Raw genomic sequence first — 25,315 nt, forward strand, 5'->3', positions numbered from 1 at the left:
AAACACCCCCGCAAATCACACGCGCGGATGCACATTAGTCTGCACATAAATGCACAGAAAATCGACTAAAACGACGGGAAATCCAACATATGTTCCCCCTAAGCAACCAAGGAACCGTAAATGACTGACCTATCGCACTTCCCGATCACGCAAAAATGGCCTGTCGAGAATCCAGACGTGCTGCAATTGTTCAGCTTCCCAACTCCGAATGGGGTAAAGATTTCGATTGCGCTGGAAGAACTTGAATTGCCGTATGAGCCGCACTTGGTGACTCTATCGGATGCGGATGTTAAGAGCCCCGAATTCCTTAGCCTTAACCCAAACAACAAAATCCCCGCGATCATTGATCCGAATGGTCCAGATGGAAAACCGATTGGGCTTTTTGAAAGCGGTGCGATCTTAATATACCTGGCAGAAAAAACCGGAAAGCTTCTTGGGGAAACTGCAGCAGACAAGGCAAATGTGATCCAATGGCTGATGTTCCAAATGGGCGGCGTCGGCCCAATGTTTGGTCAGATGGGGTTCTTTGTAAAATTCGCAGGCAGTGAAATCGAGGACCCACGCCCACGCGAACGATATATCAACGAAGCCAAACGGCTTTTGAATGTGATCGAAGGCCAGCTTGAAGGGCAAGATTGGATCGCAGGCCCGTTCTTCTCAATTGCCGATATTGCAATCGCTCCCTGGATCAAGGCCCTGAATTTTTATGGAGCAGAAGAGCTGGTAGGCCTGTCAAAACTGCCTAACGTTTTGGGCTATATCGATAGGTTCAACGCGCGCCCATCAGTGATCAAAGGCAGCACCATCCCTGCACGCGACAGCTGATTGCCACCGACGAACACGGCAATGCGGCGGGAAAGTGCGCGTTTAAGGAAACGCTACCTCAGACCCGCCGCCAGACGCCTTACCGTTTGCGCGCGACGATATACCGGCGGCCTTCCTTGGCAGGATAATTCGCAGTCTCAATGATCTCAAAACCTGCGCGCTCAATGATACGCTCAAACTCCTCAAGCTTATAGATCGCAACAAACGGTGCCTTCCCGATCATTTGCATCAGCGGCAGTATGAGCTTCATCACCCGATACACTGGTTGTAACCCCTTGGTTGGGCGCAGAAAGGTTTTAGAAATCAAAAGCCCGCTGGGGCGCAAGGCGTCATAGGATGCCTTCAAAGTGCCCGGCAAATCCTCGACCAAATGCAGGACATTATGCGCAAGCACAGCATCAAAAGGGCCTTCTGGCAATGTGCCGGAATCCGCTCTTTGAAATTTCACATTCTCGACGGCCTGCTCTTTGACCTTAATCCTGCCAACGTCCAACATCTTGTCAGAAATATCGGTCGCGATAATCTCTTCGACACTGTCAGCCAATAAAAGAGCGGTTGAACCCGTGCCCGCGCCTATTTCCAACACACGGTCAGTGGATTTCAAATAGCTACAGGTACGACCGAGTGTATATTCATAGCTGTCCATGTTCTTGATCGGCGATTTTGCGTATTTCGGCGCGATACGATCCCAGAAGGCCTCTGCGTTCACCATGTCTCTGTCCTTTAACTGCGCCCTTATCCGCTTGGGCCCGATGATTTTTGTCTTGTGAGATAAAATACCGATACAGAAACCATTAGGAATTGCTGAAATTCGCAGCCTCCTTATACATTAACGTATGAATGCTTCGACAAAACAACCCGACTGGAATCACATCCGCGCCTTCCTTGCGACCGCCGAAACAGGCTCGCTCAGCGCCGCTGCACGCGACCTTGGCCTGACCCAACCAACACTTAGTCGGCAGGTCGCAGCCCTTGAGGCCGAACTCGGTGTGATGCTGTTTGAGCGGATCGGACGCACACTAGAGCTCACGACCGCCGGTGTTGAAATGCTGGAGCACACCAAAGAGATGGGGCTGGCAGCCACTAAAATTTCACTCGTCGCGACCGGTCAATCCCAAGCCATCGACGGTGAAATCCGCATAACCGCAGCCGATGTTTTTTCGGCCTATTTACTGCCAGAAGTCTTAAAGGAATTACGCGAAGTTGCTCCAGATTTGTCAATCGACATTGTTGCGGCGAATGACATCCAAGACATTATGCGCCGCGAGGCCGACATTGCTATTCGACACGTCCGTCCCGAGCAACCCGATTTGATTGCGCGCCTAGTGGCAGAACCGAAGGCCTATTTCTATGCAAGCAAAAGCTATGTGCAAAAACATGGCGCACCCAAAGATTTGAAAGACCTTGAAAATCATCAATTCATTTCGTTCGGTGACAAAGAAGAAATGATGGGCTTCATGAAACCTCTTGGGATTCATCTGACCGAAAAGAACATCCGCATTGGATCAAAAAACGGTCTTGTCGCTTGGCAGCTTTGTCGCGAAGGCTTTGGCGTGTCTGTCATGGGAGCCACGGTCGGTGACGCCGCATCCGAGATGGTCCGGCTTGTTCCCGAAGCCGACCCTATCACCTTCCCAACATGGCTGGTCACACACCGTGAATTGCACACCAGCCGCCGCATTCGACTGGTTTACGATATGCTTGCGGAGTTCCTATCCCAAAAAGCATAAGCCCCGCGATTTCTCGCAGGGCTATCGATTCAAACTTAGCTGGATCGGCTTAACCGCGTAGCGTTCCACCGGTGGCTTTGCTGACTTTCTCGATGATCTTTGCGGCAACCGCCTCGATATCTTTTTCTTTCAGCGTTTTATCGGTTGGTTGCAGACGCACAGTCACGGCGATGGATTTCTTGCCTTCGCCCATCTGCTTTTCTGCCATCTCACCAGTGAATTCATCAAAGACGCGTACGTTTTCAATCAACTCTTTGTCTGCGCCGTTTGCGGCATTGACCAGGGTCAGTGCTTCAACATCGGCATCCACAACAAACGCAAAATCGCGCTCAACTGCCTGCAAATCGCGCAGAGTTAAGGCTGGACGTGTTGCAGACGTCTTACGTGGCATTGGGATTTCTTCTGGGAAGATAGAAAAGGCCACAGCGGGACCTTTCACGTCCAATGCGTCAAGAATTTTTGGATGCACTTCACCAAACACCGCGAGGGTTTTCTTTGGGCCAAGGCAGACACGGCCATGACGGCCTGGATGCCACCAGGCTTCACCTCCGCGTAGGATTTGCACTTTCGCAGGCGCACCTAGGGCAGCCAGTACCGCTTCGGCATCCGCCTTTGCGTCATAGACGTCCACGCCACGGCTTTCGCCATGCACGTCTTTGCCAACGGTACGACCAACCAAAAGGCCCGCGATCTGAAGGTGCTGCTCGCCTGGTTCACCACCTTGGAAGGCAGCGCCTGCTTCAAACAGTGCCATATCCATGAAACCACGCGCTTGGTTGCGCGCTGCGGCTTGCAACAGACCCGGCAGTAGGTCTGGGCGCATGTGGCTCATCTCGCTGGAAATCGGGTTTTCCAGCATGGTCGCATCATCGCCACCACCAAAGAGCGTCGCCGCCTTTTTGTCGATGAAGGAGTAGGTAACGCATTCGTTGTAGCCCAAAGACGCAGTAGTACGGCGGCCAATCTGTTCGCGCTTTTGCAGCGGTGTCAGGATTGGTTGCGGCACACCGGCCTGCATGCGTGGCAGTGGCTTACCTTCCAGCTTGGTCAAAGACGCCATGCGGGCAACTTCTTCCACAAGGTCCGCTTCACCCAACACGTCAGGACGCCAAGACGGCACATGTGCCATGTCGCCTTCCAGCACAAAGCCCAACGCTTCGAGAGTTGTACGTTGCTGCTCGGCTGGAATTTCCATCCCGACCAAAGACTGCACGCGATCAGTATCAAGCTTATAAGCGCGGCTGACATCAGGAACTTCACCAGCGGTCACGACGTTGGATGGCTCGCCACCGCAAAGTTCGATGATCATCGCAGTCGCCAGATCAAGCGCGTCCATGTTGAACGCCGGATCAATGCCACGCTCGTTGCGGTAACGCGCGTCAGAGTTGATTTTCAGCGCACGGCCTGTGGTCGCGATCTGAATGTGATCCCAAACGGCGGCTTCAAGGAAGACATTGGTTGTTTCTTCAGTACAGCCCGTCGCAAGGCCGCCCATAATACCACCAATGCTTTCAACACCCTCGTCGTCAGAAATGACAACGTGACCTTGAGAGAAAGTGTATTCCTTCTCATCCAGCCCAACGAGCGTCTCGCCACCCGCCGCGCGATGCACACGCAGGTTGCCCTTAACCTTATCCGCGTCAAAGACGTGCAATGGACGGTTGCGGTCGAAGGTGAAGAAGTTGGTGATATCCACAAGAGCAGAGATCGGGCGCAGGCCAATCGCTTCCAGTTTTTCCTGCAACCACTTTGGGGACGGCCCGTTCTTCACGCCTTTGATCAGGCGACCACCGAAAACGTAACAGCCGTTTTCACGGGCATCTTCGTCGATTGTCACGTTGATCGGACTATCGAAAGAGCCAGAAATGTCAGCGGTTTTCGCAGGTTTCATAGTGCCCAGACCACGGGCAGCCAGATCCAGCGCGACGCCACGCACGCCCAGCGCATCCGGACGGTTTGGTGTGATTGCGATTTCGATCACTGGGTCCACTTTGGATGGATCATTGGCCGCGAGCCAATCCACAAACTTCTCACCCACGTCGCCGGATGGCAGTTCGATAATGCCATTGTGTTCGTCAGACAGTTCGAGCTCACGTTCCGAGGCCATCATGCCGTGGCTTTCTACACCGCGGATGTTGCCAACTTTGATGGTGATATCCAGACCCGGAATGTAGCTGCCTGGCTTACACAGAACGACAGTAATGCCTTCACGCGCATTTGGTGCGCCGCAAACGATCTGGCTTTCGCCTTCGTCCGTCAGAACCTTACAGACTTTCAGCTTGTCCGCATCCGGATGTTTCTCGGCATGCAGAACCTTTGCGATGGTAAACTCTTTCAGGCGATCCGCAGGGTTGGTGACCTCTTCGACCTCTAGACCCAAATCCGTCAGGGCATAAAGAATGTCGTCAAGGCTCGCGTCTGTTTCCAGGTGATCTTTCAGCCAGCTCAGAGTGAATTTCATCGGTCCGTTCCGCAAGTAAATATTGGGTCAGATTGGCTTTAGCGGATTAGTCACACAGGGGAAAGACCATATGGCAATCGGGCCACAAATTCGCCTGACTTGACAGGTTCGACAAATTATATAACCATTAAGTTATGAAAAGAATCGGTTATGAAATAGAAAACCCCAATCTGGATGTGATTTTTGGTGCATTGGCCGATCCCACCCGCCGCGCAATCCTGTCGCGGCTGGCCAGTGGCGAAGCCTCGGTAAAAGACCTCGCAGAGCCTTTTGACATGAGCCAACCAGCAATCTCCAAGCACCTAAAGGTGCTGGAAGGCGCAGGGCTGATTGAACGCGCGGTTGATAAGCAACGCCGCCCGGCAAAACTGAATGCGCGCGCCATGTTGGAAGCCGTCGCTTGGCTTGAAGAATTCAAACGCTTTTGGACCGGCTCATTTGATCAGCTGGATGACTTACTTGAAGAATTGAAAAACGGAGATTCCCATGACTGACCTACCGACTTATGTGCTTGATCGCACCTTTAACGCGACGCCCGATCTGGTCTGGCGGACGTGGACCGAACCTGAGCTGGTGCAGCGTTGGTATGGTCCCGGCGTAACCTCAATTGTGCATAAAATGGATGTACGTGAGGGCGGTGAATGGCTGCATGAGATGAAAATGCAGAAGATGTCGAGCTATCAGCGGGCTGATTATTCCGAAGTTACGCCGCATGAAAAGCTTGTCTGGTTACACGGCAATACGGACGAAAACTGGGTAGTTTGCGCGAACCAGATGATGCCCGACTGGCCGCGCTTGTTGCTGACAACGGTGACTTTTGAAGCGGTCGGCGACAAATGTCAGATGCGTCTGACTTGGGTGCCACATGAGGCGACGGATGCTGAGAACACTTTCTTTGCTGGTGCTATGGAGAACATGGGCAGTGGCTGGGGCAAAGGCATGGATATGCTGGAAGAGGTTCTGGAAGAGCTAAAGGGCTAACCAGCAAACAGCGCTATGTAGCTCATAAATATAAATCGCCCGCCTAACTGGCGGGCGTTTGGTATTCATTTCCGTGTGCTCACCGCACCAACCCGCCATGCAGCGTCGGCTGATCCAGCGACGCAAAGCCATAGTGGCGCAGCCAGCGCAGGTCGCTGTCAAAGAAGGCGCGAAGGTCTGGGATGCCGTATTTCAGCATGGCCAGACGGTCGATGCCAATGCCAAAGGCAAAACCTTGGTATTCATTCGGGTCAATGCCACCCGCTTTTAAAACCTTCGGGTGCACCATGCCGGAGCCAAGAACTTCGAGCCAGTCGTCGCCCTCGCCCACTTTCACAGAGCCATTTTCCCAGCTGCACTGGATGTCGACTTCTGCGCCCGGTTCAACGAACGGGAAGTGAGAGGAGCGGAAGCGGGTTTTCACAGAAGTGCCGAAGAAGGCGGTGAAGAATTCTTCCAGAACCCATTTCAGGTTCGCCATAGAAATATCTTTGTCCAACGCCAGACCTTCGATCTGGTGGAACATCGGCGTGTGTGTTTGATCGTAGTCGGCACGATAGACGCGACCCGGGCAAATGATGCGGATCGGCGCACCGAGTTTCTCCATAGAGCGGATCTGCACAGGAGAGGTGTGTGTGCGCAGTACATGCGGAGGACGGTTATCACCTTCAGCGCGGTGCGTGTAGAAAGTGTCCATCTCGGCGCGTGCCGGGTGGTGGCCCGGAATATTCAGCGCATCAAAGTTATACCAGTCAGTTTCGATCTGCGGACCTTCGGCCACGGCAAAGCCCATGTCGGCAAAGATTGCAGTAACTTCTTCAGTCACCTGAGAGATCGGGTGAATGCTACCTTGGCGACGGCCACGCGCAGGTAAGGTCACGTCGAGCCATTCGGTTTTTAGACGCTCATCAAGCGCGGCATCTGCGAGCGCGGATTTCTTTGCAGAAAGCGCTGAATTGATCTCGTCTTTCAGGGCGTTCAGCTTCGGGCCCATGATCTGACGCTCTTCTGGACTCATCTTGCCCAGCTCGCGCATTTTCAGAGCAACCTCACCCTTTTTGCCAACCGCTTGTACGCGCAGCTCTTCGATAGCCGCTTCATTCGCTGCATCTGCAATCAGACCGATATACTTGTCTCTGAGATCGTCCATCGTCTTACCCTTGGCGTCTGGCATGTTTTGTCCAAAGCGGGTTACCGCGCCACGGCCAAACGTGCAAGCGCTAGCGTGTTCAGCGCTTGGTTTCAGGCTTTGTTTCCCGATGAAACTCTGCTGCAAATGCGGCGTATCCGTCTGACGTCACCACATGGTGGCCCTTCAGGGACCCATGCAATTCAGGCAATTTGTGAAATGGCACACCCGGGATTGTGTGATGTTCCACGTGATAAGGCATGTTCCACGCAATAAAGCGCACAAATCGCGTGGTATAAGTGGTGCGCGTGTTCTCAAACATATTGGCTACAAAGCCACATCGGCCGTGTTCAGCCAAAAGGTAGAGCCGCAAAAACGGCATGCCCAAGAATGTGGGCAGCATCCAAACCCAAAACAGCAAATCAGTGAAGATAAGCGAGACTAGGCAGAGCGTATACAGCACCAACATCACCCGGCCTTCACGCACGACTTTTGAGCGTGCGCTTTCGGGAATGTAGTCGCGAAAGCGTTTGCCTTCAGCGTTTCTTTTGATCTGGCGCGCCATGCCCAGCCAATATGGCAAAGCTGTGAGGTACCAATAATAGTCTTTACGCGTTTCAGGCTTATAGCCAGTGACCAGCTCGGGATCTTTGCCGGGAATATTTGTATAACGGTGATGCGCGAGATGAAAATACCGGAACCAAAAGAAAGGCTGTAGGATCAAAAAGCCCGATACAGACCCGGCCCACTCGTTCAGCAATTTGGTTTTGAATGGCGTTTTGTGGGTCGCCTCATGTTCCAGCGTAAATAGGAAGCTGATCACAACACCTTGCAACACAAGCACAGCCTGCCACATGGGCCAACCCTGCATGATCCAGACGCCGCCGCCTATGATCATTGCAATATGCCCAAGCAAATGCCGCACACCAGGCCCATCGCTTACCGAAAGCAAACGAGCCAAATGCGCTCTGTCGAGCGAAGCGACGAAGGTTTTGTGATCCATGATATGAACCATGATCCAGTTTGGGCGCGGGTTTGCGCACTATGAGATCACATAACGCTAGATCAAACAAAAAGCGCCGCGTCCAAAGAACGCGGCGCTTTCTATAGCAATTTCGACGGTATCGTCGGGCGGAGCGACTTAAGCAGCCAGCGCGCCTTGTGCTTGCTCAACGATCGCTGTGAACGCTTCTGGCTCGTGTACGGCGAGATCCGCCAGAACCTTACGGTCCACTTCGATGCCAGCCAGGTTCAGGCCGTTGATGAATTTGGAATATGTCAGAGATTCGTCATGCGCACGAACAGCCGCGTTGATACGCTGGATCCACAGCGCGCGGAAATTACGCTTACGATTCTTACGGTCGCGTGTTGCGTATTGGTTTGCCTTGTCGACCGCTTGAGACGCGACCTTGAAGGTGTTCTTGCGACGGCCGTAGTAGCCTTTCGCTTGGTTGACGATTTTCTTGTGACGGGCGTGGGTTACGGTACCACCTTTAACGCGAGACATAGTGTGAGCTCCTTAGCGTGCGTATGGCATGTATGATTTAACGATCTTCGCATCAGGCGCGGACAATGTTGTCGTGCCACGTGCGTTGCGCAGGAACTTGTTCGTACGCTTGATCATACCGTGCTGTTTGCCAGCTTGCGAAGCTTTTACCTTGCCGCTTGCCGTCATTTTGAAGCGCTTTTTGGCGCTTGATTTGGTCTTCATCTTAGGCATTTCCGTCTCCTTCATAGTCGTCGGTACAAACGCGACTCGGCATGCCACTCAGCCGGACGCGCGGATAGAGGCGCCGTATACGCCCGGATCGCAAATCCTGCAAGAGGATTCGCAGTGTTTTTTGCAGCTTGCTTTAAAGAGCTATCTGATCAGTCGCGCAATCTGATTGATGACGACTTCTGGAATGTCTTGCCCGGTGTAACCACCCGGTTTTTGAGACAACGCGTAAACCATCGCGCTGCCTGCCAACAAAATACAGAGCGCGGATGCACGGGTCGACCGCCCATCCGCCATGGCCGACAAAAACGCCGGTACTGAAAACGTGGCCAATACGATGCCAATCGTTAAAATCGCGTCAAAGTCCATCTTATCCTCTGAAAAGACGTTAATGACGCGAAATTACTCCGGGTCGGTGGCGGAAATCAAACTTTCATCGCAAGGTGCGACTCGCAGGATGTTCGTTGTGCCAGGAATATTGAATGGCAGACCAGCCGTGACAACTACCTGATCTTTCTCTGTGGCCATGCCCAAACGCTTGGCCGCCCCGACGGCCGCAAGCACGGCAGACTTAAAGCGATCCAGATCCGTGGTCAGAACACACGTCGTGCCCCATGTCAGCGCCAAACGACGGGCAGTCCGCAAGCGGCTTGTCATTGCAACAACTGGAACCCGCGGACGTTCACGCGCCACTTTCAATGCAGTTGTCCCGCTTTGACTAAAGCAGCAAATAGCACTGATTTCAGTTGTTTCAGCAATTTCTCGCGCAGCCGCAACAATGGAGTCCGCAACGGTTTCACCTTTGCTGGTCCGAGAGGCTTCAATGATCTCGCGATAGGTGCCATCGCTTTCGACTTCTTGAGCAACATTGTTCATCGTGCTCACAGCTTCGATTGGGTAAGAACCTGCAGCAGATTCAGCAGACAGCATAATCGCGTCGGCACCTTCATAGATGGCCGTTGCGACGTCTGACACCTCTGCACGGGTTGGCATAGGGCTTTCGATCATGCTTTCCAGCATCTGCGTAGCAACAATCACAGGCTTCGCGGCACGACGGCAACGACGTACAAGACGCTTCTGGATCGGTGGGACATTCTGAACTGGAAGCTCAACACCCAAATCACCACGGGCCACCATGATGCCGTCAGACACTTCAAGGATTTCATCGAACCCTTCAACCGCAGTTGGCTTTTCAATTTTGGACAGCACAGCAGCGCGGCCGCGCACCATCTCACGCGCTTCCAGCACATCTGCAGGACGCTGTACGAAGGACAACGCCAGCCAGTCGACACCTAAATCACATACGAATTCGAGATCTTTTTTGTCTTTCGGAGACAACGCCGCTACAGGCAGGACAACGTCAGGAACGTTAACACCTTTGCGGTTCGAAATACGACCACCGGTAATCACGATGCAATTTGCAAAGTCTTTCCCGCACTCTTCGACACGCAGACGGATCTTTCCGTCATTTACCAGTAAGTGTGCACCCGCTTCGAGCGCTGCGAAAATTTCTGGGTGCGGCAGGTTTACGCGATTGATGTCACCTGCGGCGTCATCCAAGTCCAAGCGGAACTTTTCGCCTTCAATCAGGTCTTCGCCTTCGTCTTTAGCGAAAACACCAACCCGTAGTTTTGGACCTTGCAAGTCAGCCAAGATTGCAATCGGGCTGCCGAGGTCATCTTCAACCTTGCGAATGATCTCGTGTTTTACTTTGATCTCTTCATGGCTGCCGTGGCTCATGTTTAGACGAAACACATCGGCGCCGGCTTCGTGCAACGCGCGGATGGTTTCATAGGTTTCTGAAGCCGGGCCAAGGGTGGCCACAATCTTAACGTTACGTAGGCGTCTCATCGGTTTTATTTCCCCAGAGCTAAAATGTTACCGCTAACTATAACGTCAGCAAGATTTACGCAATTCCCTTTTCTGAACGCGTCGCATATTGGATTATGCGAAGGAAACGACGCACAAATGACACACGAATCTTACCACATTTATGGAGAAGACCGTCCAAGCCGCTGGATCATCACGATTGACCATGCGCGCAATACCGTTCCATCAGAAGTGAACGGCGGCGACCTCGGACTTGCTGCCAAAGATATGGAGCGCCACATCGCTTATGATATCGGCGCGCTTGGAGTTGGGCTTAAGCTGGGTGAATTGATGAACGCCCCGGTGATTGCATCCAATTTTTCCCGTCTTGTGATCGATCCGAACCGGGGTCCAAATGATCCAACTTTGATCATGCGTCTTTATGATGGCACGCTGATCCCAGCCAATGCCGATATTGACGATGTTGAAGAAGAACGCCGCAAAGAATGTTATTACTCGCCTTATCACCAAGCACTGAACAAGCTGGCAGATAGTCGCGATGACCCGATCATCGTTGCGATGCATAGTTTTTCACCGCAGCTTAACGGCAAGGCACCACGCCCATGGGAGATCGCCATTCTGCACGCGGCGCATGATCGCCGCAATTTGGGACCGCATGTGATCAAGCGCCTCGAAGGCGAAGGTGATCTGAATGTTGGGGACAATGAACCCTATCATGGCCACCTGCCGGGCGATTCAGTTGATCGCGTCGCTTTGCAAAAAGATCGTATGAATGCGTTGATCGAAGTGCGTCAGGACCTCATCGTTGATGAACCTGGCCAGCATGCCTGGGCAGAACGCCTCGCTCCTGTCTTAACGGACGCATTAGATCAAAGCGGTTACTAAGGAGACCCTTCGATGCCGCATCTCATTCTTGAACACTCTGATGAGTTAACTGAAACACATGATATCGCGGCTTTGGTTCAAACGCTTTTTCAAACCGCGACGGATAGCGGTGTGTTTGGCACCGAAGACATCCGTGCGCGGTCTGTTGAATGCCAAAATACAGTAACCGGCGCCGCCAAACCCGGATTTGCCCACCTCACCTTACGGATGATGGCAGGCCGCCCTAATGACTTGCGCAAAGGATTGGCCGAAGACCTATTGGCTGTCATGGAAAAACACTTACCTGAAGTAGGGGCGCTTTCGGTGTCACCAGAAGAAATTCAGCGCGAGACATATGCTCGGCGCGTCATTTACAAAGGAAATGGCAATGGATGATCAAACCCGAATTGAAATCGAAGCTGCCGCATTTCGCACTCTGCGCGAGCATTTGATGGAAAAACGCACTGACGTGCAAAACATCGATCTGATGAACCTTGCTGGGTTTTGCCGGAACTGCCTGAGCCGATGGTATCAGGAAGCAGCAAACGAGCGCGGTATCGAAATGGACAAAAACGAAGCGCGAGAGATTTACTACGGCATGACCATGGATGAATGGAAAGCCAACTATCAAACCGACGCCAATCCTGACAAGCAAAAGGCATTTGAAAAAGCCTTCAAAGAAAACGTCACGGATCAGAAATAACAAAAGGGCAGGTCTAAGACCTCCCCTTTCTCAATCATATCACCAAGAAGCTTAGATCGCTTGCGCGCGGGATTCTTCCAGATAAATTTCACGCAGACGTTTCGCAATCGGACCCGGTGTGCCATCGCCCAACTGCGCGCCGTCGATTTCGACGACCGGCATCACGAAAGCAGAGGCAGATGTTGTGAACGCTTCATCCGCTTCTTTGGCCTCATCGATGGTGAACAGACGCTCTTCGATTTGCACCTGCGCTTCTTCCGCCAGACGCAGAACCGCTTTACGGGTGATGCCGTGCAGGATGTCTGTGGACAGAGGACGGGTTACGATTTTACCGTCTTTCACGAAGTAAGCATTGTTGCTGGTGCCTTCGGTCACATGGCCATCTTCGATCATCCATGCATCATCTGCACCCGCGGCCTTTGCCATCATTTTACCCATCGATGGGTAAAGCAGCTGAGTTGTCTTGATATCGCGACGACCCCAGCGGATGTCATCGATCGAAATGACCTTTGCACCCTTTTGTGAGGCCGGGCTATTTGCCAGACCCGGCTTGTTCTGAGTGAACAACACGAGAGTTGGCTTTGTGTCTCCAGACGGGAATACAAAATCACGGTCTCCGTCGGAGCCGCGTGTGACCTGCAAATAGACCAGACCCTCAACGATCTCGTTGGCTTCAACCAACTTGCGGTGAATTTCTAGCAATTCCTCTTTGGTGCAAGGAGCCTGCATGTCGAGCTCATTCAAAGAGCGCTCCAGACGTACAGCGTGGCCTTCAAAGTCGATCAGCTTGCCGTCCAATACGGAAGTCACCTCATACACGGCGTCGGCCATCAGGAAACCACGGTCAAAGATCGAAACCTTAGCTTCGGTTTCTGGCAGGTATTCGCCATTCACATAAACGGTACGGGTCATATTGGTCTCCTCAACCCCAGAGTGCTGGAACGGGCGGGTGCACGCCAGCCGCATCAAATTTCAAAGGTACATCGCGGTCTTCGGCCAACAGAAGCGGGCCGTCAAGGTCTGTGATCATCGCACCCTGCGCAACAAGCGTCGCAGGCGCCATCGCTAAAGAGCTGCCAACCATACAGCCAACCATCACTTTATAGCCTTCAGCCAACGCTTCATCGCGCAGTTTCAGGGCTTCGGTTAGACCACCGGTTTTATCGAGCTTGATGTTCACGACATCATATTTGCCCTTGAGTTTCGGCAAGCTGGTACGGTCATGACAGCTTTCATCGGCGCAAACAGGCACTGGGCGTTCCATACCAATCAGGGCGTCGTCTTCGCCTGCAGGCAGTGGCTGCTCCACCAGAGCGACTCCCAGGCGTACCAAATGCGGCGCCAACTCAGCGTAGACTTCTGCTGACCAGCCTTCATTTGCATCCACGATGATTGTTGAAACAGGCGCGCCAGCACGGACTGCTTCCAGACGCGGCATGTCATCAGGGGTTCCTAGCTTGATCTTCAACAACGGACGAAAAGCATGCTCTGCCGCCTGTTTTTGCATATTTTCGGGTGTATCCAGCGAGAGCGTGTAGGCTGTGATCTCTGGGCCAAGGTCTTCAAGACCAGCCAATTCGCGCGCGGACTTTCCAGCCGCCTTGGCTTCCAAATCCCACATCGCGCAATCAACAGCATTACGCGCGGCGCCGGCCGGCAACAGCCCTTGCAGCTCTTCACGGGTGAATTCTGGTGGAAGCGCATTAATCTCAGCAGTCACGCTTTCCAGAGTTTCATTATAGCGCGCATAGGGCACACATTCGCCCAGGCCCGTAAAACCATCTTTCTCGATCTTGACGGTCAAGACTTTCGCTTCGGTGCGTGAACCGCGCGAGATGGTGAATACCTGTGCCAGACGGAATGTATCCGCGGTCACGGTGATGTTCATGCGTCAATCCTTTCGACGGAAAAAGGGCGCCTGTTCCCAGACGCCCTTTACTAATCAGATCGCTGCGAGCGCGTCTACAAGGCGGCCAGCGCCGTGACGGTATGGATCACAGGTTGGGAGACCCATTTCTTCTTCAACCTTGGCGCAATATGCGGTCGCTTCGTCTTCTGACAGATGCTGCGTGTTGATCGAGATACCGGCAACAACAACGTCTGGGTTCGCAACTTTTGCCAATGTCAGTGCGACATCATTCAGCTCTTGCAAGGAAGGCAGGCTGAAACCTGGCAGGCCACGCATATGTGTCCGAGTTGGTTCGTGGCACAGGATCAACGCATCTGGCTGGCCGCCGTGCACCAAAGCCATGGTCACTCCGGAATAAGACACGTGAAACAGAGAGCCCTGTCCCTCGATGAAGTCCCAGTGATCCGCATCATTGTCTGGTGTCAGATATTCAACAGCACCCGCCATGAAGTCTGCAATTACAGCGTCCAAAGGCACACCGGAACCTGTGATCAAAATGCCCGTCTGACCTGTCGCGCGGAATGTGGACTTCAGACCACGTTTCTGCATTTCAGCATCCATCGCCATCGCGGTGTACATTTTACCTGCGGAACAATCGGTCCCCACAGCCAAGCAACGCTTACCTGTGCGCGGTACACCTGTGGCGATTGGATACTGAACCGATGGAATACGCACGTCATGCAGCGTGCGACCATGCATCAGAGCGGCGGCAACCAGGTCACCTTCGTCAGACATCAGGTTGTGCAGGCCAGAAGCGATGTCGTAGCCCATCTCAAGCGCTTTCAGCAGCACTTCTTTCCAAGCCTCAGAAATGATTCCGCCGCGGTTCGCAACACCTACAACCAATGTCTTAGCGCCCGCTTCCAGACCGCCAGCCAATGTCATCTCGGTGAGGCCCAGATCGGCTCCACAACCTTCTAGGCTGATTTGACCGACAGCGTTTTCTGGACGCCAATCACGAATACCAATGGCAACTTTCGCAGCCAACATGTCAGGCGCATCGCCCAAGAAAAGCAGATATGGAGTCTCGATCATTGCCCAGGTCCCTTTGAAGAAGAAATTATCTTTGGGAAAATCCACTATTTCCTCGGAAATTTCTTGTCGTTTCCGTCAGAAATACCCGCCAATGCGCAAGATACACCACGGTATACGCGGTTTTTTAGAAGAATAGTTCGCCCGCATCGCCAAGACCGAAGAATCTCCCTGGCATGGATGATTTTCATTGAACATGCCGCAACGCAGCGTAAATTCGCCGCGATTGCAAAAAATGTGATTGCAAGACACTGCGCAATTTAATAACCAGCAAGTAGATAATTTGGTAATTTCCTTTCTTGGAGGATTTCACATGAGCTTCCGTCTTCAGCCTGCCGCACCGGCGCGCCCAAACCGCTGCCAACTCTTTGGCCCAGGGTCACGCCCTGCCATTTTCGAAAAAATGGCCGCATCAGCAGCGGATGTGATCAACCTCGACCTTGAGGATTCTGTCGCCCCATCCGACAAGGATTCGGCACGCGCAAACGTGATCGAAGCGATCGGCAACATCGACTGGGGAAACAAAACCCTCTCCGTGCGTATCAATGGCTTGGATACACCATATTGGTACCGCGATGTCGTCGACCTGCTGGAACAAGCGGACGAGCGCCTTGATCAGATCATGATCCCTAAAGTTGGCTGTGCCGAAGACCTATATGCAGTCGACGCTTTGGTGACTGCGATTGAAACTGCGAAAGGTCGCAGCAAGAAGATCTCATTTGAAGTAATCATCGAATCCGCAGCGGGCATCGCGCATGCGGAAGAAATCGCGGCCTCGACCCCTCGCCTGCAAGCTATGAGCCTTGGTGCAGCGGACTTTGCGGCTTCAATGGGCATGCAGACCACTGGCATCGGCGGCACGCAAGTAAACTACTACATGCAGCATGGCGCAGATAAATATTGGTCTGATCCATGGCACTGGGCTCAGGCAAAGATTGTTGCCGCTTGCCGCACACACGGCGTTCTGCCAGTCGACGGCCCATTTGGTGACTTCTCTGATGATGAGGGCTTTATCGCGCAAGCCCGTCGTTCAGCGACTTTGGGCATGGTTGGTAAATGGGCAATCCATCCGAAACAAATCGCGCTGGCCAATGATGTTTTCACTCCTTCCGAGGAGGCTATCGCTGAGGCACGTGAAATCCTTGATGCCATGGAAACTGCGAAAGCAAATGGCGAAGGTGCAACGGTCTACAAAGGTCGTCTGGTCGACATCGCATCGATCAAACAGGCTGAGGTCATCGTGAAACAGTCTGAACTGATCAAGGCTTAAGCCTCTGAAATATCGGGCAACGTTTCCCTAAAACCGCCCGTTCTGGTAACCCGGAGATTAGCTCTCTCCTCCGGGTTACTGATCCCAGATCCCTTAAGCACGCTCGTCTTTCGGGGATCCCATCACAACGTAACTGGTGATGGAATGAACCTGAGGCAAAATCCCCAAGACATCGGTGTGAAACGTTTTGTAGGCTACCAAGTCTGTGGCTTCGACACGCAGCAAATATTCAACCGCACCCGTAATATTATGACATTCAATCACTTCGGGGGCTTGCGAAATTGCACGCTCGAAAGCTTCCTGTGCGGTCTTGGTATGCTGATTTAGCCCAACCGTCACATAAGCGACAAACCCAATCCCACGTTTATTGCGATCCAAAACAGCTCTATAGCCAGAAATCACACCCTCGCGTTCCAATTCTTGCACACGCCTTAAACATGCCGACGGCGACAAGCCGACTCGCTCCGCAAGCTCCAGATTGCTGATGCGTCCATCACGAGACACCACTTGCAATATCTGTTCGTTTATTTGATCCAATTTCGCCATGGATTGTGATTCTACTTAATCTTCACACAAAAACACAATCCCTGATAGCCTCAGATGCCATAATATTGCGTTATGACCTTCGAAATCCTTACCGCACTCGCGGCCTTCGCCTTTGTAACCTCAATCACGCCGGGGCCAAATAACATGATGCTTTTGGCGTCGGGTGCAAATTTTGGATTTGCGCGCTCTATTCCGCATATGCTTGGGATCGGCATTGGATTTGTGATTATGGTCATCTTGGTCGGCGCGGGCCTCATGCAACTGTTTGATGCCTGGCCGCCAAGTTATCTGATCTTAAAAATCCTGAGCGCGGCCTACATGCTTTGGCTGGCATGGAAAATTGCGCATTCTACAAGCCCGGAAGGACAAAACACCGGTGCCAACCCTATCAGCTTTGTGCAGGCGGCACTGTTCCAATGGGTCAATCCAAAGGCATGGACAATGGCGCTATCGTCAATCACACTATATGCACCCGGCCGCGAACTCTCTGCTGTGCTTTGGGTCGCGATTGTGTTTGGAGCAATCAACCTGCCCTGCGTCAGTTCATGGACCATATTGGGTCAAAAACTGCGTTACCTCCTAAGCAATCCAACGCGGTTGACGGTGTTTAACTGGACCATGGCCGCACTTTTGGTAATTTCACTCGTCCCCAGCCTCATGGCATGAGTTGCAATTCCTCGCTGGCACAGTCATATACCGAAACGCATAAGTGTGCGGAGTGACCAATGACTAATTACCTCGATTTTGAAAAACCGCTGGCCGAGATTGAAGGCAAAGCCGAAGAGCTGCGCGCTCTGGCGCGGCAAAATGAGGAAATGGACGTAACAGATGAAGCAGCGGCGCTGGATCGTAAAGCCAGTGATATGCTGGAAGAGCTGTACCAGACCCTGACGCCTTGGCGGAAGTGCCAAGTGGCGCGTCATCCAGACCGTCCACATTGCGCGGATTATATCGACGCCCTGTTTACAGAATATACTTCGCTTGCAGGCGACCGGAACTTTGCAGACGACCACGCTGTGATGGGTGGTTTGGCGCGTTTCAACGATCAGCCAGTAATGGTGATTGGCCAAGAAAAAGGCAATGATACCAAATCACGCATCGAGCGTAATTTTGGCATGGCGCGCCCTGAGGGCTACCGTAAGGCAATCCGCCTGATGGAAATGGCCGACAAGTTTAATATCCCAATCGTTACCCTCGTTGACACGCCAGGTGCCTATCCGGGCAAAGGTGCTGAAGAGCGCGGCCAATCAGAAGCCATCGCACGCAGCACCGAAAAATGCCTTCAAGTCGGTGTCCCTGTGATCTCTGTGATCATCGGCGAAGGCGGCTCTGGTGGTGCGGTTGCTTTGGCGACAGCAAATAAGCTCGCGATGCTTGAGCATTCTGTCTATTCAGTAATCACCCCAGAAGGTTGCGCATCGATCCTTTGGAAAGACGCCAACAAAATGCGCGAAGCCGCCGAAGCTCTACGCCTCACAGCGGGCGACCTGCTGCAGCTGGGAGTGGTTGATCGCAGCATCACTGAACCTCTGGGCGGCGCACATCGAGGTCGCGACAAAGCGATTGAAGCCGTTGGCAAGGCCATCACTGAAATGCTGAAAGAGGTCGAAGGCCTCAGCCGCGAAGATGTGATCAAGGCACGCCGTCAGAAGTTCATGGAACTCGGCTCTAAAGGCCTCGCAGCCTAAACCTTTCATTTTTAATTACGACGCCGCCTGCTCAACGAAAATCGAGGGCGGCGTTTTGTTTGCAAGACACCGATCAGCCAGCCTTATTTTTTGGCTAAACACTCGGGGTGAGGTCAAAGGCCGAGTGGGGCGTTCCTATTCCGCGTCAATTTACGAGGCGAGATGCCTTAAACCCTGCGTCACATCTGACCTGACCGCCAGACGCAGTCCCGGCTCGTCCCCAGCCTTCAAAGCTGCCAAAATCAAACGATGATACTGGGGCGGTTCGTTCTGGCGCAACTTGCTATAAAGCGAGCGCATTGTTGGCCCGAGTTGCAGCCAAACAGTTTCAGCCATCGCAAGCATCGCAGGCGCTTGCGCACGCAGGTAAAGCGCCCGATGGAAATCCAAATTCGCCCCGATATAGCCCACAGCATCCCGCTGCGCGACCTTCTCTGCAACAGTGTTGTTGATTGCCTGTAAGCGATCAATCAAGGCCATATGGGCCCGTGGGAGCGCGCGGCTTGCCAACTCAACCTCGATCAAAGCCCGCAATGCTGCGAGTTCTTCGATACGGTCATTTGTCAGTTCAGGCGTCGACACTCGGCCAGAAGACGAAAGAGTTAAAGCCCCCTCCGCGACCAGTCGTCGAATGGCTTCGCGCGCGGGCGTCATGGAGACGTCGTACTCCTTGCCAATGCCACGCAGTGTCAGCGCTTGCCCGGGCGGGATTTCTCCATGCATGATACGCGTACGCAGACCACGATAGACTCGATCATGAGCTGAGGTCGATTGTTCTGTGGAGCGGGTCGGTGAGATCATTTCTCAAATGTGATCACAACCAACGCATTGGTCAATTGCGAAAACGTCACAGGGGCATGGTTTTAAAACTGATACCGGTGCAATTTTTCACCGTGCGCCTTTAGCCATGCCCGCTCCTGTTGATGCGGCCCATACAGACGCTCGACCAAGGCCCAGAAATTGGGGGAGTGATTCATCTGTTCCAGATGCGCCACCTCATGCGCAGCCACATAGTTTAGCACCTCTTCAGGGGCCATGATCAACCGCCAGGAAAACATAAGCCCGCCCGCCGAGGTACACGACCCCCAACGGGACCGCGTGTCTCTGAGAGTCAATTTATTGTATCCTCGACCCAGCTCGCGCGCATATCCGTCAACGGCCGCAACCAACCGCTCGCGCGCCTGCAGCTTTAAAAAAGCTTCGATCCGGCGGGAGGTCTTGGCCTTCGCCTGCGGCACCAAAAGCACATCGCCCGAAATGCGAATGCCTTTACCGGTTCCAGGTTCGATATCCAGCAATGCTCCCTGAAATGGAATCGAAGTTCCAACATCGACTTCGATCTGCTCTGGACGGTCCTCAAGCTGTTTTCGCACCCAGTCTGCTTTTTCAGCCAGAAACGCCAAACCTTCTTGGTCACTCACCCGTTGGGGCAAGGTCAACGTGACCTTTCCATCTAAGCGAGAGACCCGCAAACTGATCCGCCGTGCGCGTGCGCTTTGACGCAGATTTACGGTAATTTTAGGCTCTCCGGGCAGAAAATGTTGTGTCATTGCACTCCTGACGCGAGCTTGCGTGCGTTACCCTTTGACTTGCCCCGTCACATATGGCACTTGGCCCGAACTGTCGACAAGACTCACGTGATTTAGGGGAATTCCCATGCCCAAAGAAGAATGGGGCGTTAAACGCCTGTGCCCAACGACCGGCAAACGTTTCTACGACCTGAACAAGAACCCGATTGTCAGCCCTTACACTGGTGAAGTGGTTGAAATGGACAACGGCAAAAGCCGTATGATTGCCGCAGACGACGAAGATGCGGCGACACTGAAAGCCAAAGCAGCGAATGCTGATGACGCCGAAGTGCTCGATGATGAAGATGACGTGGATATCGATCTGGACGACGATGTTCTAGATGAGGACGACGACGATAATGTCTCTCTCGAAGAGATCGCTGACGTTCCTGCAGACGATAGCGACGAATGATATTGTTTGGGCGGGATTTCGACTTGATCCTGCCCAACGATCCGCCTAAGTAGGCGCTCACGGATCAAAAGATCTGTTGAATTTGGGGCCTTAGCTCAGCTGGGAGAGCGCCTGCATGGCATGCAGGAGGTCAGGGGTTCGATCCCCCTAGGCTCCACCAAATCCTCTTGTACCGTGCAGCATAGTTTTGCCTTCTGGGAAGCATAGTTCTTCCTTTTTTTCTGTGTCCATCGATTAAAACCCAACTTTGATATTTTGCAGTACGGAACTTGAACTCGTTCTATTTGTTCGCTCTTCAATATATCTTTATTCTGGAATCAGAGCCCCATTTGCCCTTGTATGGCGCTCAATGTTGCGAACTGCCCTCGATATGCAAAGAGAACGTCCTGCGAAAGATATCAAAGACACGGCTCCGATCGAGGAAGCTCCTAACTCAAAGCCAGCTTAAAGTCTCGATTCAGATTACGTGCAGGGAGCGGTAGCAGCGCCCGATTTGCAGACATTCACTGCGGATGCATCCTGAGCGAATAGTCGAATGGGGACTATGCGGACGAAACGGCCGCACGCTGCAGGGTGGTAGCCGACGAACCTTTGGATTACGGCTGCCCAGACGAAACCTAGATTAGTGGCGCCCGCGCAGACGCCTGTTTGCTTCATTGAAGTGGGCTCTGAACTGACCGTCGTTGTTGTGCGCTTGGCCCAGTGTTGCCGAGACACAGCAACTATCGATGCGGGCCCGTTTTGGTTTTGCGGTAGACTACAATTAACGCCGCAATCTCTAACCCAACAATCAGGATGTGCATCCCGACGTCCATCATCGGTGAAGTCGGACTATTCGCGTATGGGTATAACGGATCGATGAACATCTCTTGGCCTTCGCTGAAGATGCTCATGAACAATACCACCAGATACTGATGCGGGTTTTAGGTGTAGATCACAAAAAGAGTGGCCGCAATCATCGCCAGAAGACGTCCGGCGGTGGTGTAAAGAATGTTCAGGTCTGGCGCACCTTCGATCGTGATGCCGGCGTCAAAAAGATACGTGTGATCAAAGTAGAACCAAAAAACTTGGATGGTCATGAAGAAGAGCAGGAACGCCATAAAAACATTCACCCAGGACGGGATTGGGGAAGATCGAAACATACTGATGGTCCTTCGCTTTTCTGGGCACTTTTTCGGCAGATGCTAGCGGGTCAACGACGGCGATGCACCGGCTTGAACGCGTATGAATTGCACAATCCTCGAGTGTGTTTGCAGGTCAAGGCCCGCTTAGCTGTCTGGCATATTCTGACCCGATACGTATGAGAACGAGGCTATGATCAGATCCACAACCACATCAAGCTGGTCGTCGGTTTGCGGGGTGTAGATCATGACAAACCCTTCCCAACCTTCGCGTTGATCCGCCCAGGGGTGCGCGATGGCCCAACCGGTGTTTGCGGCGTGCTGCGCCATTTCCGGAGAAAGCGACGCATGAAAACTGCCGTCTGGATGAAGATGTGCGAATTCACGGCCCGCAACCAAGGCCTGGGGCTGTGCCGCCGCGATGTCTTCGGACAACACGAATCCCACGGATCCCGGGAATCCGATGCGCGTTGTTTCCAAGTTGATACCCTGAATTGCATCAACTCGGTGAAGCATCTCTTTAGACAGCCTTTCAACGGGGCTGATGCCAATCTGCATATGAGGTACGCCCCCGGTGGTTTCTGGACGCGGACCGTCGCGCTCTGGCAGCGTCAGGAAATCGGCTGAGGTCTGGGACGCAAAAATCACCGCCAATGCTGCAATCACGATGCCCTTCAGGGCAGACAATCGTCGACCATCATTTATTTGGTGTCTCATCACGCTTTTCCTCGTTTTGAAATGGTGACGCCCGCAGCAGCAACACCGTTGCGGGACAATGTCCTATTTACCGTGGTATGCTTGGCTGACGGCATGGCTGTCTTCGAACCAGTTCCAAAGAACCACCTGACCGTCGCGTACCTTCGCACGCAGCGCAAAGTTAAATTCATCCGTTTCCACGCCCGACTTCTTTAGCATCAGCTTCATCCGGCCAAACACGGCTACAGTGTCGCCTGATGCAAAAGCGTCCTCGTTTTCCCACATGGTTGGTACGGCGTTTTCGGAAAATGCTCCAAGGAATCCGAAGATGGCTTCCTTGCCTTCCCACCGACCGATCCATGGCAGTGATGGATCGCCGCCGTTCAGCCAAACCATGTCATCGGCCATGAGATTGGCCATGGTGTCCATATCGCCGCCACCCATGGCGCTCATGAACGACATCACAGTGTCAAAACTGGTTTGGGCCATGTCATCTTCGCTTTGCGCGACTGCTGGTGTGCTCAAGGCGATCGCCAGGGCAGCTGCGCTTGCAGCTTTCAGTGCTGTTCTACGTTGCATTTGATGTTCCTTTCGATGTTGCGGTCAGCATTTGCCAGCCGCTGGTTTTGTGGCTTAGCGACCAGACAACTGTTGCAGTGCGCCTGCCCAATCTTCGACGTGATAGGTACGGATGATTTTGCCATCTTCGAGCTCGTGAACATCGATCGTCATGATATCAAAACTGCGACCTTCGCCATCGACCCCAAACAAGGGACCGGTAGGCGTTGCGGTTGCCCGGCTGCGCACAGTGACGAAGTTTCCGTCCTGATACATCGTTTGAACGTCCCACTTCAGGTCGGGCATGAGCTTCGCAAAGAAACCCATCTGACCCAGAAACCCGTCACGACCTTCATTCTCGCCCGAATAGTCGCCGACGCTTTCCCAATCTGGTGATGTGACCTCGACAAAGGCGGCTTGTAGTTGTTTTGAGCTTGGGTCGCTCAACAGGTCATAGAACGTTTGGACCGACTCTTTGTCGCCCGCGAACGCGGTGCCCGCTAGGGCAACAAAGGCAGTAACCAGCGCTAGATTACGTTTCATTGGTTTTTCTCCGATTGTGAAATTTTGGCTCTGGAAACGGCTGTTGGGGTGGGGGCAGGTAAGGCTTGCCATCGCAATTCGGGTGCTTCGCGGAATGCGAAACGCTCCAAATGCGAGGTGACGATGCCGGTCAACTGGTCCAGATCCGCAGCGGTGCCCGCGGACACTGTTAGTGTCAAAGCTCCTGGGTCAGAGCGAAATTCGCATCTGCCTTTCGGAAAATTGACCCAACCCGAATTGGCACCCTGTCTGACGTCCAGACTGCGGCCAAAGTGGCGGCAGAGGGCCACAAGGTATCGATGAGCGCAATCTGTTTGAAATGTCGTGTGTCGGTTCACAGGTTTGCTCCTTCGTCGTTGGAATAGACCTAGCGCCCCCGAACTGTTTTAAAAACTGACTATTTTCAGAAGTAATTATTCGGTATAGCAGAACAATGATTGAGCACCTGAAAAGCATGGCGATCTTCGCTCGGGTTGTAGACGAGGGATCTTTTCGCGGCGCGGCGCGAAGTCTTGGCGTTTCTCCATCACGTATCAGCGAGACTGTCACGGAACTTGAAAATTACCTCGGCACAACACTGCTGTACCGAACAACGCGCAAGATATCCTTGACCAACGAAGGTCGTGTTTTCTATGCGCGCGCGGTCGATATGGTGCGCAGTGCCGAAATCGGATTGAATGAACTGAATGCACTTTCTTTGGAACCGGTTGGGGCACTCAAAATCTCAATTCCAGCATTCATGTCGTCGTCGAAACTTCTGACAGCCATGGGAGAGTTCGCAAAATTGCATCCCCATGTTGCGTTGACGATTTCGTCCTCTGATGTACCAGTTGATCTGATCGAGGGCGGATATGACTTGAGCATTCGCATTGGGTGGCTCAGTGACAGCCCTATGATGTCTCGCCGACTTGGGCACCTCAACCGCGCCCTCGTGTCCGGTTCAGACTACGCGGCGTCGCGCCCTACACCAAATCATCCAAACGACTTGGAATCCTGGGATTGGATATCCTATGCCCAACGGTCCGATGCGATTGCGTTTATGAATGGCGAAAAAGAGGTCGTACGGGTCGCCGGTCAGAACCAGATCCAGGTCGACAATATAGAGTCACTTCAGCATCTCATTCGCCAAAATCTTGGAATCGCAGTGGTGCCGAAGTTCGTTGTCGAAGAGCACCTTACTTCCGGTTCGCTCGTTAAATTGATACCGGAATGGCGCTTGAAGCCGCTTGGTGTTTTCGCCGTGTGGCCAGATCAGGCCCGGAGGGAAAATCTGACCGTTTTATTTGTGCGTTTTTTGGCGGAAAACTTCGAAGGAGATTCGCTGGCCGGATTTGTAGCCGGTAATTCACGGCGATTTCATCATGATTAGTGATCGGTAAGTCCGTCGTGTTTTTCTACAGACGATGGAAGAGAACTTACTTAAATTAGGGCTCACTAACTCAAGGCCGCATTACGCCACGCAACCGTCGTTCGTCCGCTTAGGTCATAGAAGTAGACATTTTCTTCAACATTAGATGCAGCGCGTGCAAACATTGTGGTTCTGGGCTCAAAGCCGTCATCGGCTGCTGGGCAGCAATCAGCTTGGGTACAAAGAATTCTCTCGAAGCCAACGGCCCAATGGAGACATCTGCCTCGCGCCTCTCCGCTGCAATTCAGCTTCACCGGATTCGACATTGGTGGTGTTTGCCGCGCCTGGGATCTTCGGACGGCTGCGTCACGCAAAACCCGCCCT

The 25,315-nt window shown here is 53.0% G+C and carries 32 protein-coding genes and 1 tRNA gene; 13 read left to right on the forward strand and 20 right to left on the reverse strand.

Going from position 1 to position 25,315, the window contains the following annotated elements; translation table 11 throughout:
• Positions 1–120 precede the first annotated feature (120 nt).
• On the forward strand, positions 121–825 hold the full coding sequence (locus JXQ85_RS11275; protein ID WP_421749000.1) for a glutathione S-transferase family protein: 705 nt from the start codon (positions 121–123) through the stop codon (positions 823–825).
• Between the two features lie 79 nt (positions 826–904).
• Here JXQ85_RS11275 and JXQ85_RS11280 read toward each other — a convergent pair whose 3' ends face one another.
• Positions 905–1,537 (reverse strand): class I SAM-dependent methyltransferase, encoded by a 633-nt coding sequence (locus JXQ85_RS11280; protein WP_421749001.1) that lies wholly within the window; start codon positions 1,535–1,537, stop codon positions 905–907.
• Positions 1,538–1,661: 124 nt separating this feature from the next.
• On the opposite strand from JXQ85_RS11280, the gene JXQ85_RS11285 reads away from it, so the two are divergent.
• On the forward strand, positions 1,662–2,555 hold the full coding sequence (locus JXQ85_RS11285) for a LysR family transcriptional regulator (RefSeq protein ID WP_421749002.1): 894 nt from the start codon (positions 1,662–1,664) through the stop codon (positions 2,553–2,555).
• Positions 2,556–2,604: 49 nt separating this feature from the next.
• On the opposite strand, the gene pheT is transcribed toward JXQ85_RS11285, so the two are convergent.
• The gene (gene pheT / locus JXQ85_RS11290; protein ID WP_421749003.1) at positions 2,605–5,016 is read right to left on the reverse strand and encodes a phenylalanine--tRNA ligase subunit beta; all 2,412 of its coding nucleotides are present in this window, start codon (positions 5,014–5,016) and stop codon (positions 2,605–2,607) included.
• Between the two features lie 134 nt (positions 5,017–5,150).
• Here pheT and JXQ85_RS11295 point away from each other — a divergent pair, with 134 nt between their 5' ends.
• Entirely contained in the window at positions 5,151–5,510 is a 360-nt protein-coding gene (locus JXQ85_RS11295) for an ArsR/SmtB family transcription factor (protein WP_421749004.1), read from the forward strand.
• A complete protein-coding gene (locus JXQ85_RS11300; protein WP_421749005.1) occupies positions 5,503–5,997 on the forward strand; it encodes an SRPBCC family protein in 495 nt (164 codons plus the stop codon). Before JXQ85_RS11295 ends, JXQ85_RS11300 begins: the two co-directional genes overlap by 8 nt.
• Positions 5,998–6,076: 79 nt before the next feature.
• On the opposite strand, the gene pheS is transcribed toward JXQ85_RS11300, so the two are convergent.
• The 6 genes from pheS to pyk all read right to left on the reverse strand — a co-directional run bounded on the left by pheS (position 6,077) and on the right by pyk (position 10,694).
• Positions 6,077–7,147 carry a phenylalanine--tRNA ligase subunit alpha gene (gene pheS / locus JXQ85_RS11305; RefSeq protein ID WP_421749058.1) on the reverse strand — a complete coding sequence of 357 codons (1,071 nt, stop codon included), beginning with the start codon at positions 7,145–7,147 and terminating at the stop codon, positions 6,077–6,079.
• 79 nt (positions 7,148–7,226) lie between these two features.
• On the reverse strand, positions 7,227–8,129 hold the full coding sequence (locus tag JXQ85_RS11310) for a fatty acid desaturase (protein ID WP_421749006.1): 903 nt from the start codon (positions 8,127–8,129) through the stop codon (positions 7,227–7,229).
• Between the two features lie 138 nt (positions 8,130–8,267).
• Positions 8,268–8,633 carry a 50S ribosomal protein L20 gene (gene rplT, locus JXQ85_RS11315; protein ID WP_421749007.1) on the reverse strand — a complete coding sequence of 122 codons (366 nt, stop codon included), beginning with the start codon at positions 8,631–8,633 and terminating at the stop codon, positions 8,268–8,270.
• 12 nt (positions 8,634–8,645) lie between these two features.
• Complete coding sequence (gene rpmI / locus JXQ85_RS11320; protein ID WP_058315745.1) at positions 8,646–8,846, reverse strand: 50S ribosomal protein L35; 201 nt, start codon at positions 8,844–8,846, stop codon at positions 8,646–8,648.
• Between the two features lie 141 nt (positions 8,847–8,987).
• Entirely contained in the window at positions 8,988–9,212 is a 225-nt protein-coding gene (locus JXQ85_RS11325; RefSeq protein ID WP_421749008.1) for a hypothetical protein, read from the reverse strand.
• Positions 9,213–9,245: 33 nt separating this feature from the next.
• Complete coding sequence (pyk, locus tag JXQ85_RS11330; protein ID WP_421749009.1) at positions 9,246–10,694, reverse strand: pyruvate kinase; 1,449 nt, start codon at positions 10,692–10,694, stop codon at positions 9,246–9,248.
• A gap of 117 nt (positions 10,695–10,811) precedes the next feature.
• On the opposite strand from pyk, the gene JXQ85_RS11335 reads away from it, so the two are divergent.
• The 3 genes from JXQ85_RS11335 to JXQ85_RS11345 are packed head-to-tail and all read left to right on the forward strand — an operon-like array spanning position 10,812 to position 12,240.
• Positions 10,812–11,558, forward strand: coding sequence for an N-formylglutamate amidohydrolase (locus tag JXQ85_RS11335; RefSeq protein WP_421749010.1), 747 nt, complete (start codon positions 10,812–10,814; stop codon positions 11,556–11,558).
• Between the two features lie 12 nt (positions 11,559–11,570).
• A complete protein-coding gene (locus JXQ85_RS11340; RefSeq protein ID WP_421749011.1) occupies positions 11,571–11,933 on the forward strand; it encodes a 5-carboxymethyl-2-hydroxymuconate Delta-isomerase in 363 nt (120 codons plus the stop codon).
• A complete protein-coding gene (locus JXQ85_RS11345) occupies positions 11,926–12,240 on the forward strand; it encodes a DUF1244 domain-containing protein (protein ID WP_421749012.1) in 315 nt (104 codons plus the stop codon). The genes JXQ85_RS11340 and JXQ85_RS11345 overlap by 8 nt, the downstream gene beginning before the upstream one ends.
• 51 nt (positions 12,241–12,291) lie before the next feature.
• Here the strand turns inward: JXQ85_RS11345 and JXQ85_RS11350 are convergent, their stop codons facing one another.
• From JXQ85_RS11350 to dgcN, 3 genes are read right to left on the reverse strand one after another with little or no spacing between them, the layout of a single operon-like run.
• Positions 12,292–13,152 carry a D-amino-acid transaminase gene (locus JXQ85_RS11350; RefSeq protein WP_421749013.1) on the reverse strand — a complete coding sequence of 287 codons (861 nt, stop codon included), beginning with the start codon at positions 13,150–13,152 and terminating at the stop codon, positions 12,292–12,294.
• 10 nt (positions 13,153–13,162) lie between these two features.
• Positions 13,163–14,128 (reverse strand): N-acetyl-D-Glu racemase DgcA, encoded by a 966-nt coding sequence (gene dgcA / locus JXQ85_RS11355; protein ID WP_421749014.1) that lies wholly within the window; start codon positions 14,126–14,128, stop codon positions 13,163–13,165.
• Between the two features lie 54 nt (positions 14,129–14,182).
• On the reverse strand, positions 14,183–15,184 hold the full coding sequence (gene dgcN / locus JXQ85_RS11360; protein WP_421749015.1) for an N-acetyltransferase DgcN: 1,002 nt from the start codon (positions 15,182–15,184) through the stop codon (positions 14,183–14,185).
• A 310-nt stretch (positions 15,185–15,494) separates the two neighbouring features.
• Between dgcN and JXQ85_RS11365 the strand changes: the two genes are divergently transcribed.
• Positions 15,495–16,451 (forward strand): L-malyl-CoA/beta-methylmalyl-CoA lyase, encoded by a 957-nt coding sequence (locus JXQ85_RS11365; protein WP_421749016.1) that lies wholly within the window; start codon positions 15,495–15,497, stop codon positions 16,449–16,451.
• A gap of 93 nt (positions 16,452–16,544) precedes the next feature.
• Here the strand turns inward: JXQ85_RS11365 and JXQ85_RS11370 are convergent, their stop codons facing one another.
• The gene (locus JXQ85_RS11370) at positions 16,545–16,997 is read right to left on the reverse strand and encodes an Lrp/AsnC family transcriptional regulator (RefSeq protein ID WP_421749017.1); all 453 of its coding nucleotides are present in this window, start codon (positions 16,995–16,997) and stop codon (positions 16,545–16,547) included.
• Positions 16,998–17,069: 72 nt separating this feature from the next.
• Between JXQ85_RS11370 and JXQ85_RS11375 the strand changes: the two genes are divergently transcribed.
• Positions 17,070–17,663: a LysE family translocator gene (locus JXQ85_RS11375; protein WP_421749018.1), complete on the forward strand. Its 594-nt coding sequence runs from the start codon at positions 17,070–17,072 to the stop codon at positions 17,661–17,663.
• Between the two features lie 59 nt (positions 17,664–17,722).
• The gene (locus JXQ85_RS11380; RefSeq protein WP_421749019.1) at positions 17,723–18,685 is read left to right on the forward strand and encodes an acetyl-CoA carboxylase carboxyltransferase subunit alpha; all 963 of its coding nucleotides are present in this window, start codon (positions 17,723–17,725) and stop codon (positions 18,683–18,685) included.
• A gap of 150 nt (positions 18,686–18,835) precedes the next feature.
• Here the strand turns inward: JXQ85_RS11380 and JXQ85_RS11385 are convergent, their stop codons facing one another.
• Both JXQ85_RS11385 and JXQ85_RS11390 read right to left on the reverse strand, forming a co-directional pair.
• On the reverse strand, positions 18,836–19,486 hold the full coding sequence (locus tag JXQ85_RS11385; protein WP_421749020.1) for a GntR family transcriptional regulator: 651 nt from the start codon (positions 19,484–19,486) through the stop codon (positions 18,836–18,838).
• 62 nt (positions 19,487–19,548) lie between these two features.
• On the reverse strand, positions 19,549–20,235 hold the full coding sequence (locus tag JXQ85_RS11390; protein ID WP_421749022.1) for a M48 family metallopeptidase: 687 nt from the start codon (positions 20,233–20,235) through the stop codon (positions 19,549–19,551).
• A 106-nt stretch (positions 20,236–20,341) separates the two neighbouring features.
• Between JXQ85_RS11390 and JXQ85_RS11395 the strand changes: the two genes are divergently transcribed.
• Positions 20,342–20,665: a TIGR02300 family protein gene (locus JXQ85_RS11395; RefSeq protein ID WP_421749023.1), complete on the forward strand. Its 324-nt coding sequence runs from the start codon at positions 20,342–20,344 to the stop codon at positions 20,663–20,665.
• A gap of 84 nt (positions 20,666–20,749) precedes the next feature.
• Positions 20,750–20,825, forward strand: a tRNA-Ala gene (locus JXQ85_RS11400).
• Between the two features lie 562 nt (positions 20,826–21,387).
• Here the strand turns inward: JXQ85_RS11400 and JXQ85_RS11405 are convergent.
• From JXQ85_RS11405 to JXQ85_RS11430, 6 genes are all read right to left on the reverse strand, one after another.
• Entirely contained in the window at positions 21,388–21,558 is a 171-nt protein-coding gene (locus JXQ85_RS11405) for a hypothetical protein (RefSeq protein ID WP_421749024.1), read from the reverse strand.
• Between the two features lie 30 nt (positions 21,559–21,588).
• The gene (locus JXQ85_RS11410) at positions 21,589–21,807 is read right to left on the reverse strand and encodes a hypothetical protein (RefSeq protein ID WP_421749025.1); all 219 of its coding nucleotides are present in this window, start codon (positions 21,805–21,807) and stop codon (positions 21,589–21,591) included.
• 126 nt (positions 21,808–21,933) lie between these two features.
• Positions 21,934–22,503 carry a luciferase family protein gene (locus JXQ85_RS11415; RefSeq protein WP_421749026.1) on the reverse strand — a complete coding sequence of 190 codons (570 nt, stop codon included), beginning with the start codon at positions 22,501–22,503 and terminating at the stop codon, positions 21,934–21,936.
• 63 nt (positions 22,504–22,566) lie between these two features.
• Positions 22,567–23,061: a nuclear transport factor 2 family protein gene (locus tag JXQ85_RS11420; RefSeq protein ID WP_421749027.1), complete on the reverse strand. Its 495-nt coding sequence runs from the start codon at positions 23,059–23,061 to the stop codon at positions 22,567–22,569.
• Positions 23,062–23,115: 54 nt separating this feature from the next.
• Positions 23,116–23,583, reverse strand: a complete 468-nt coding sequence (locus tag JXQ85_RS11425) for an ester cyclase (protein ID WP_421749028.1) — start codon at positions 23,581–23,583, stop codon at positions 23,116–23,118.
• Complete coding sequence (locus JXQ85_RS11430) at positions 23,580–23,921, reverse strand: DUF2218 domain-containing protein (protein WP_421749029.1); 342 nt, start codon at positions 23,919–23,921, stop codon at positions 23,580–23,582. Before JXQ85_RS11430 ends, JXQ85_RS11425 begins: the two co-directional genes overlap by 4 nt.
• A gap of 116 nt (positions 23,922–24,037) precedes the next feature.
• On the opposite strand from JXQ85_RS11430, the gene JXQ85_RS11435 reads away from it, so the two are divergent.
• Positions 24,038–24,952, forward strand: coding sequence for a LysR family transcriptional regulator (locus tag JXQ85_RS11435; protein ID WP_421749030.1), 915 nt, complete (start codon positions 24,038–24,040; stop codon positions 24,950–24,952).
• The last annotated feature ends 363 nt before the right edge of the window (positions 24,953–25,315 follow it).

Source organism: Cognatishimia sp. (assembly GCF_049116455.1).
Lineage (GTDB): Bacteria > Pseudomonadota > Alphaproteobacteria > Rhodobacterales > Rhodobacteraceae > Cognatishimia.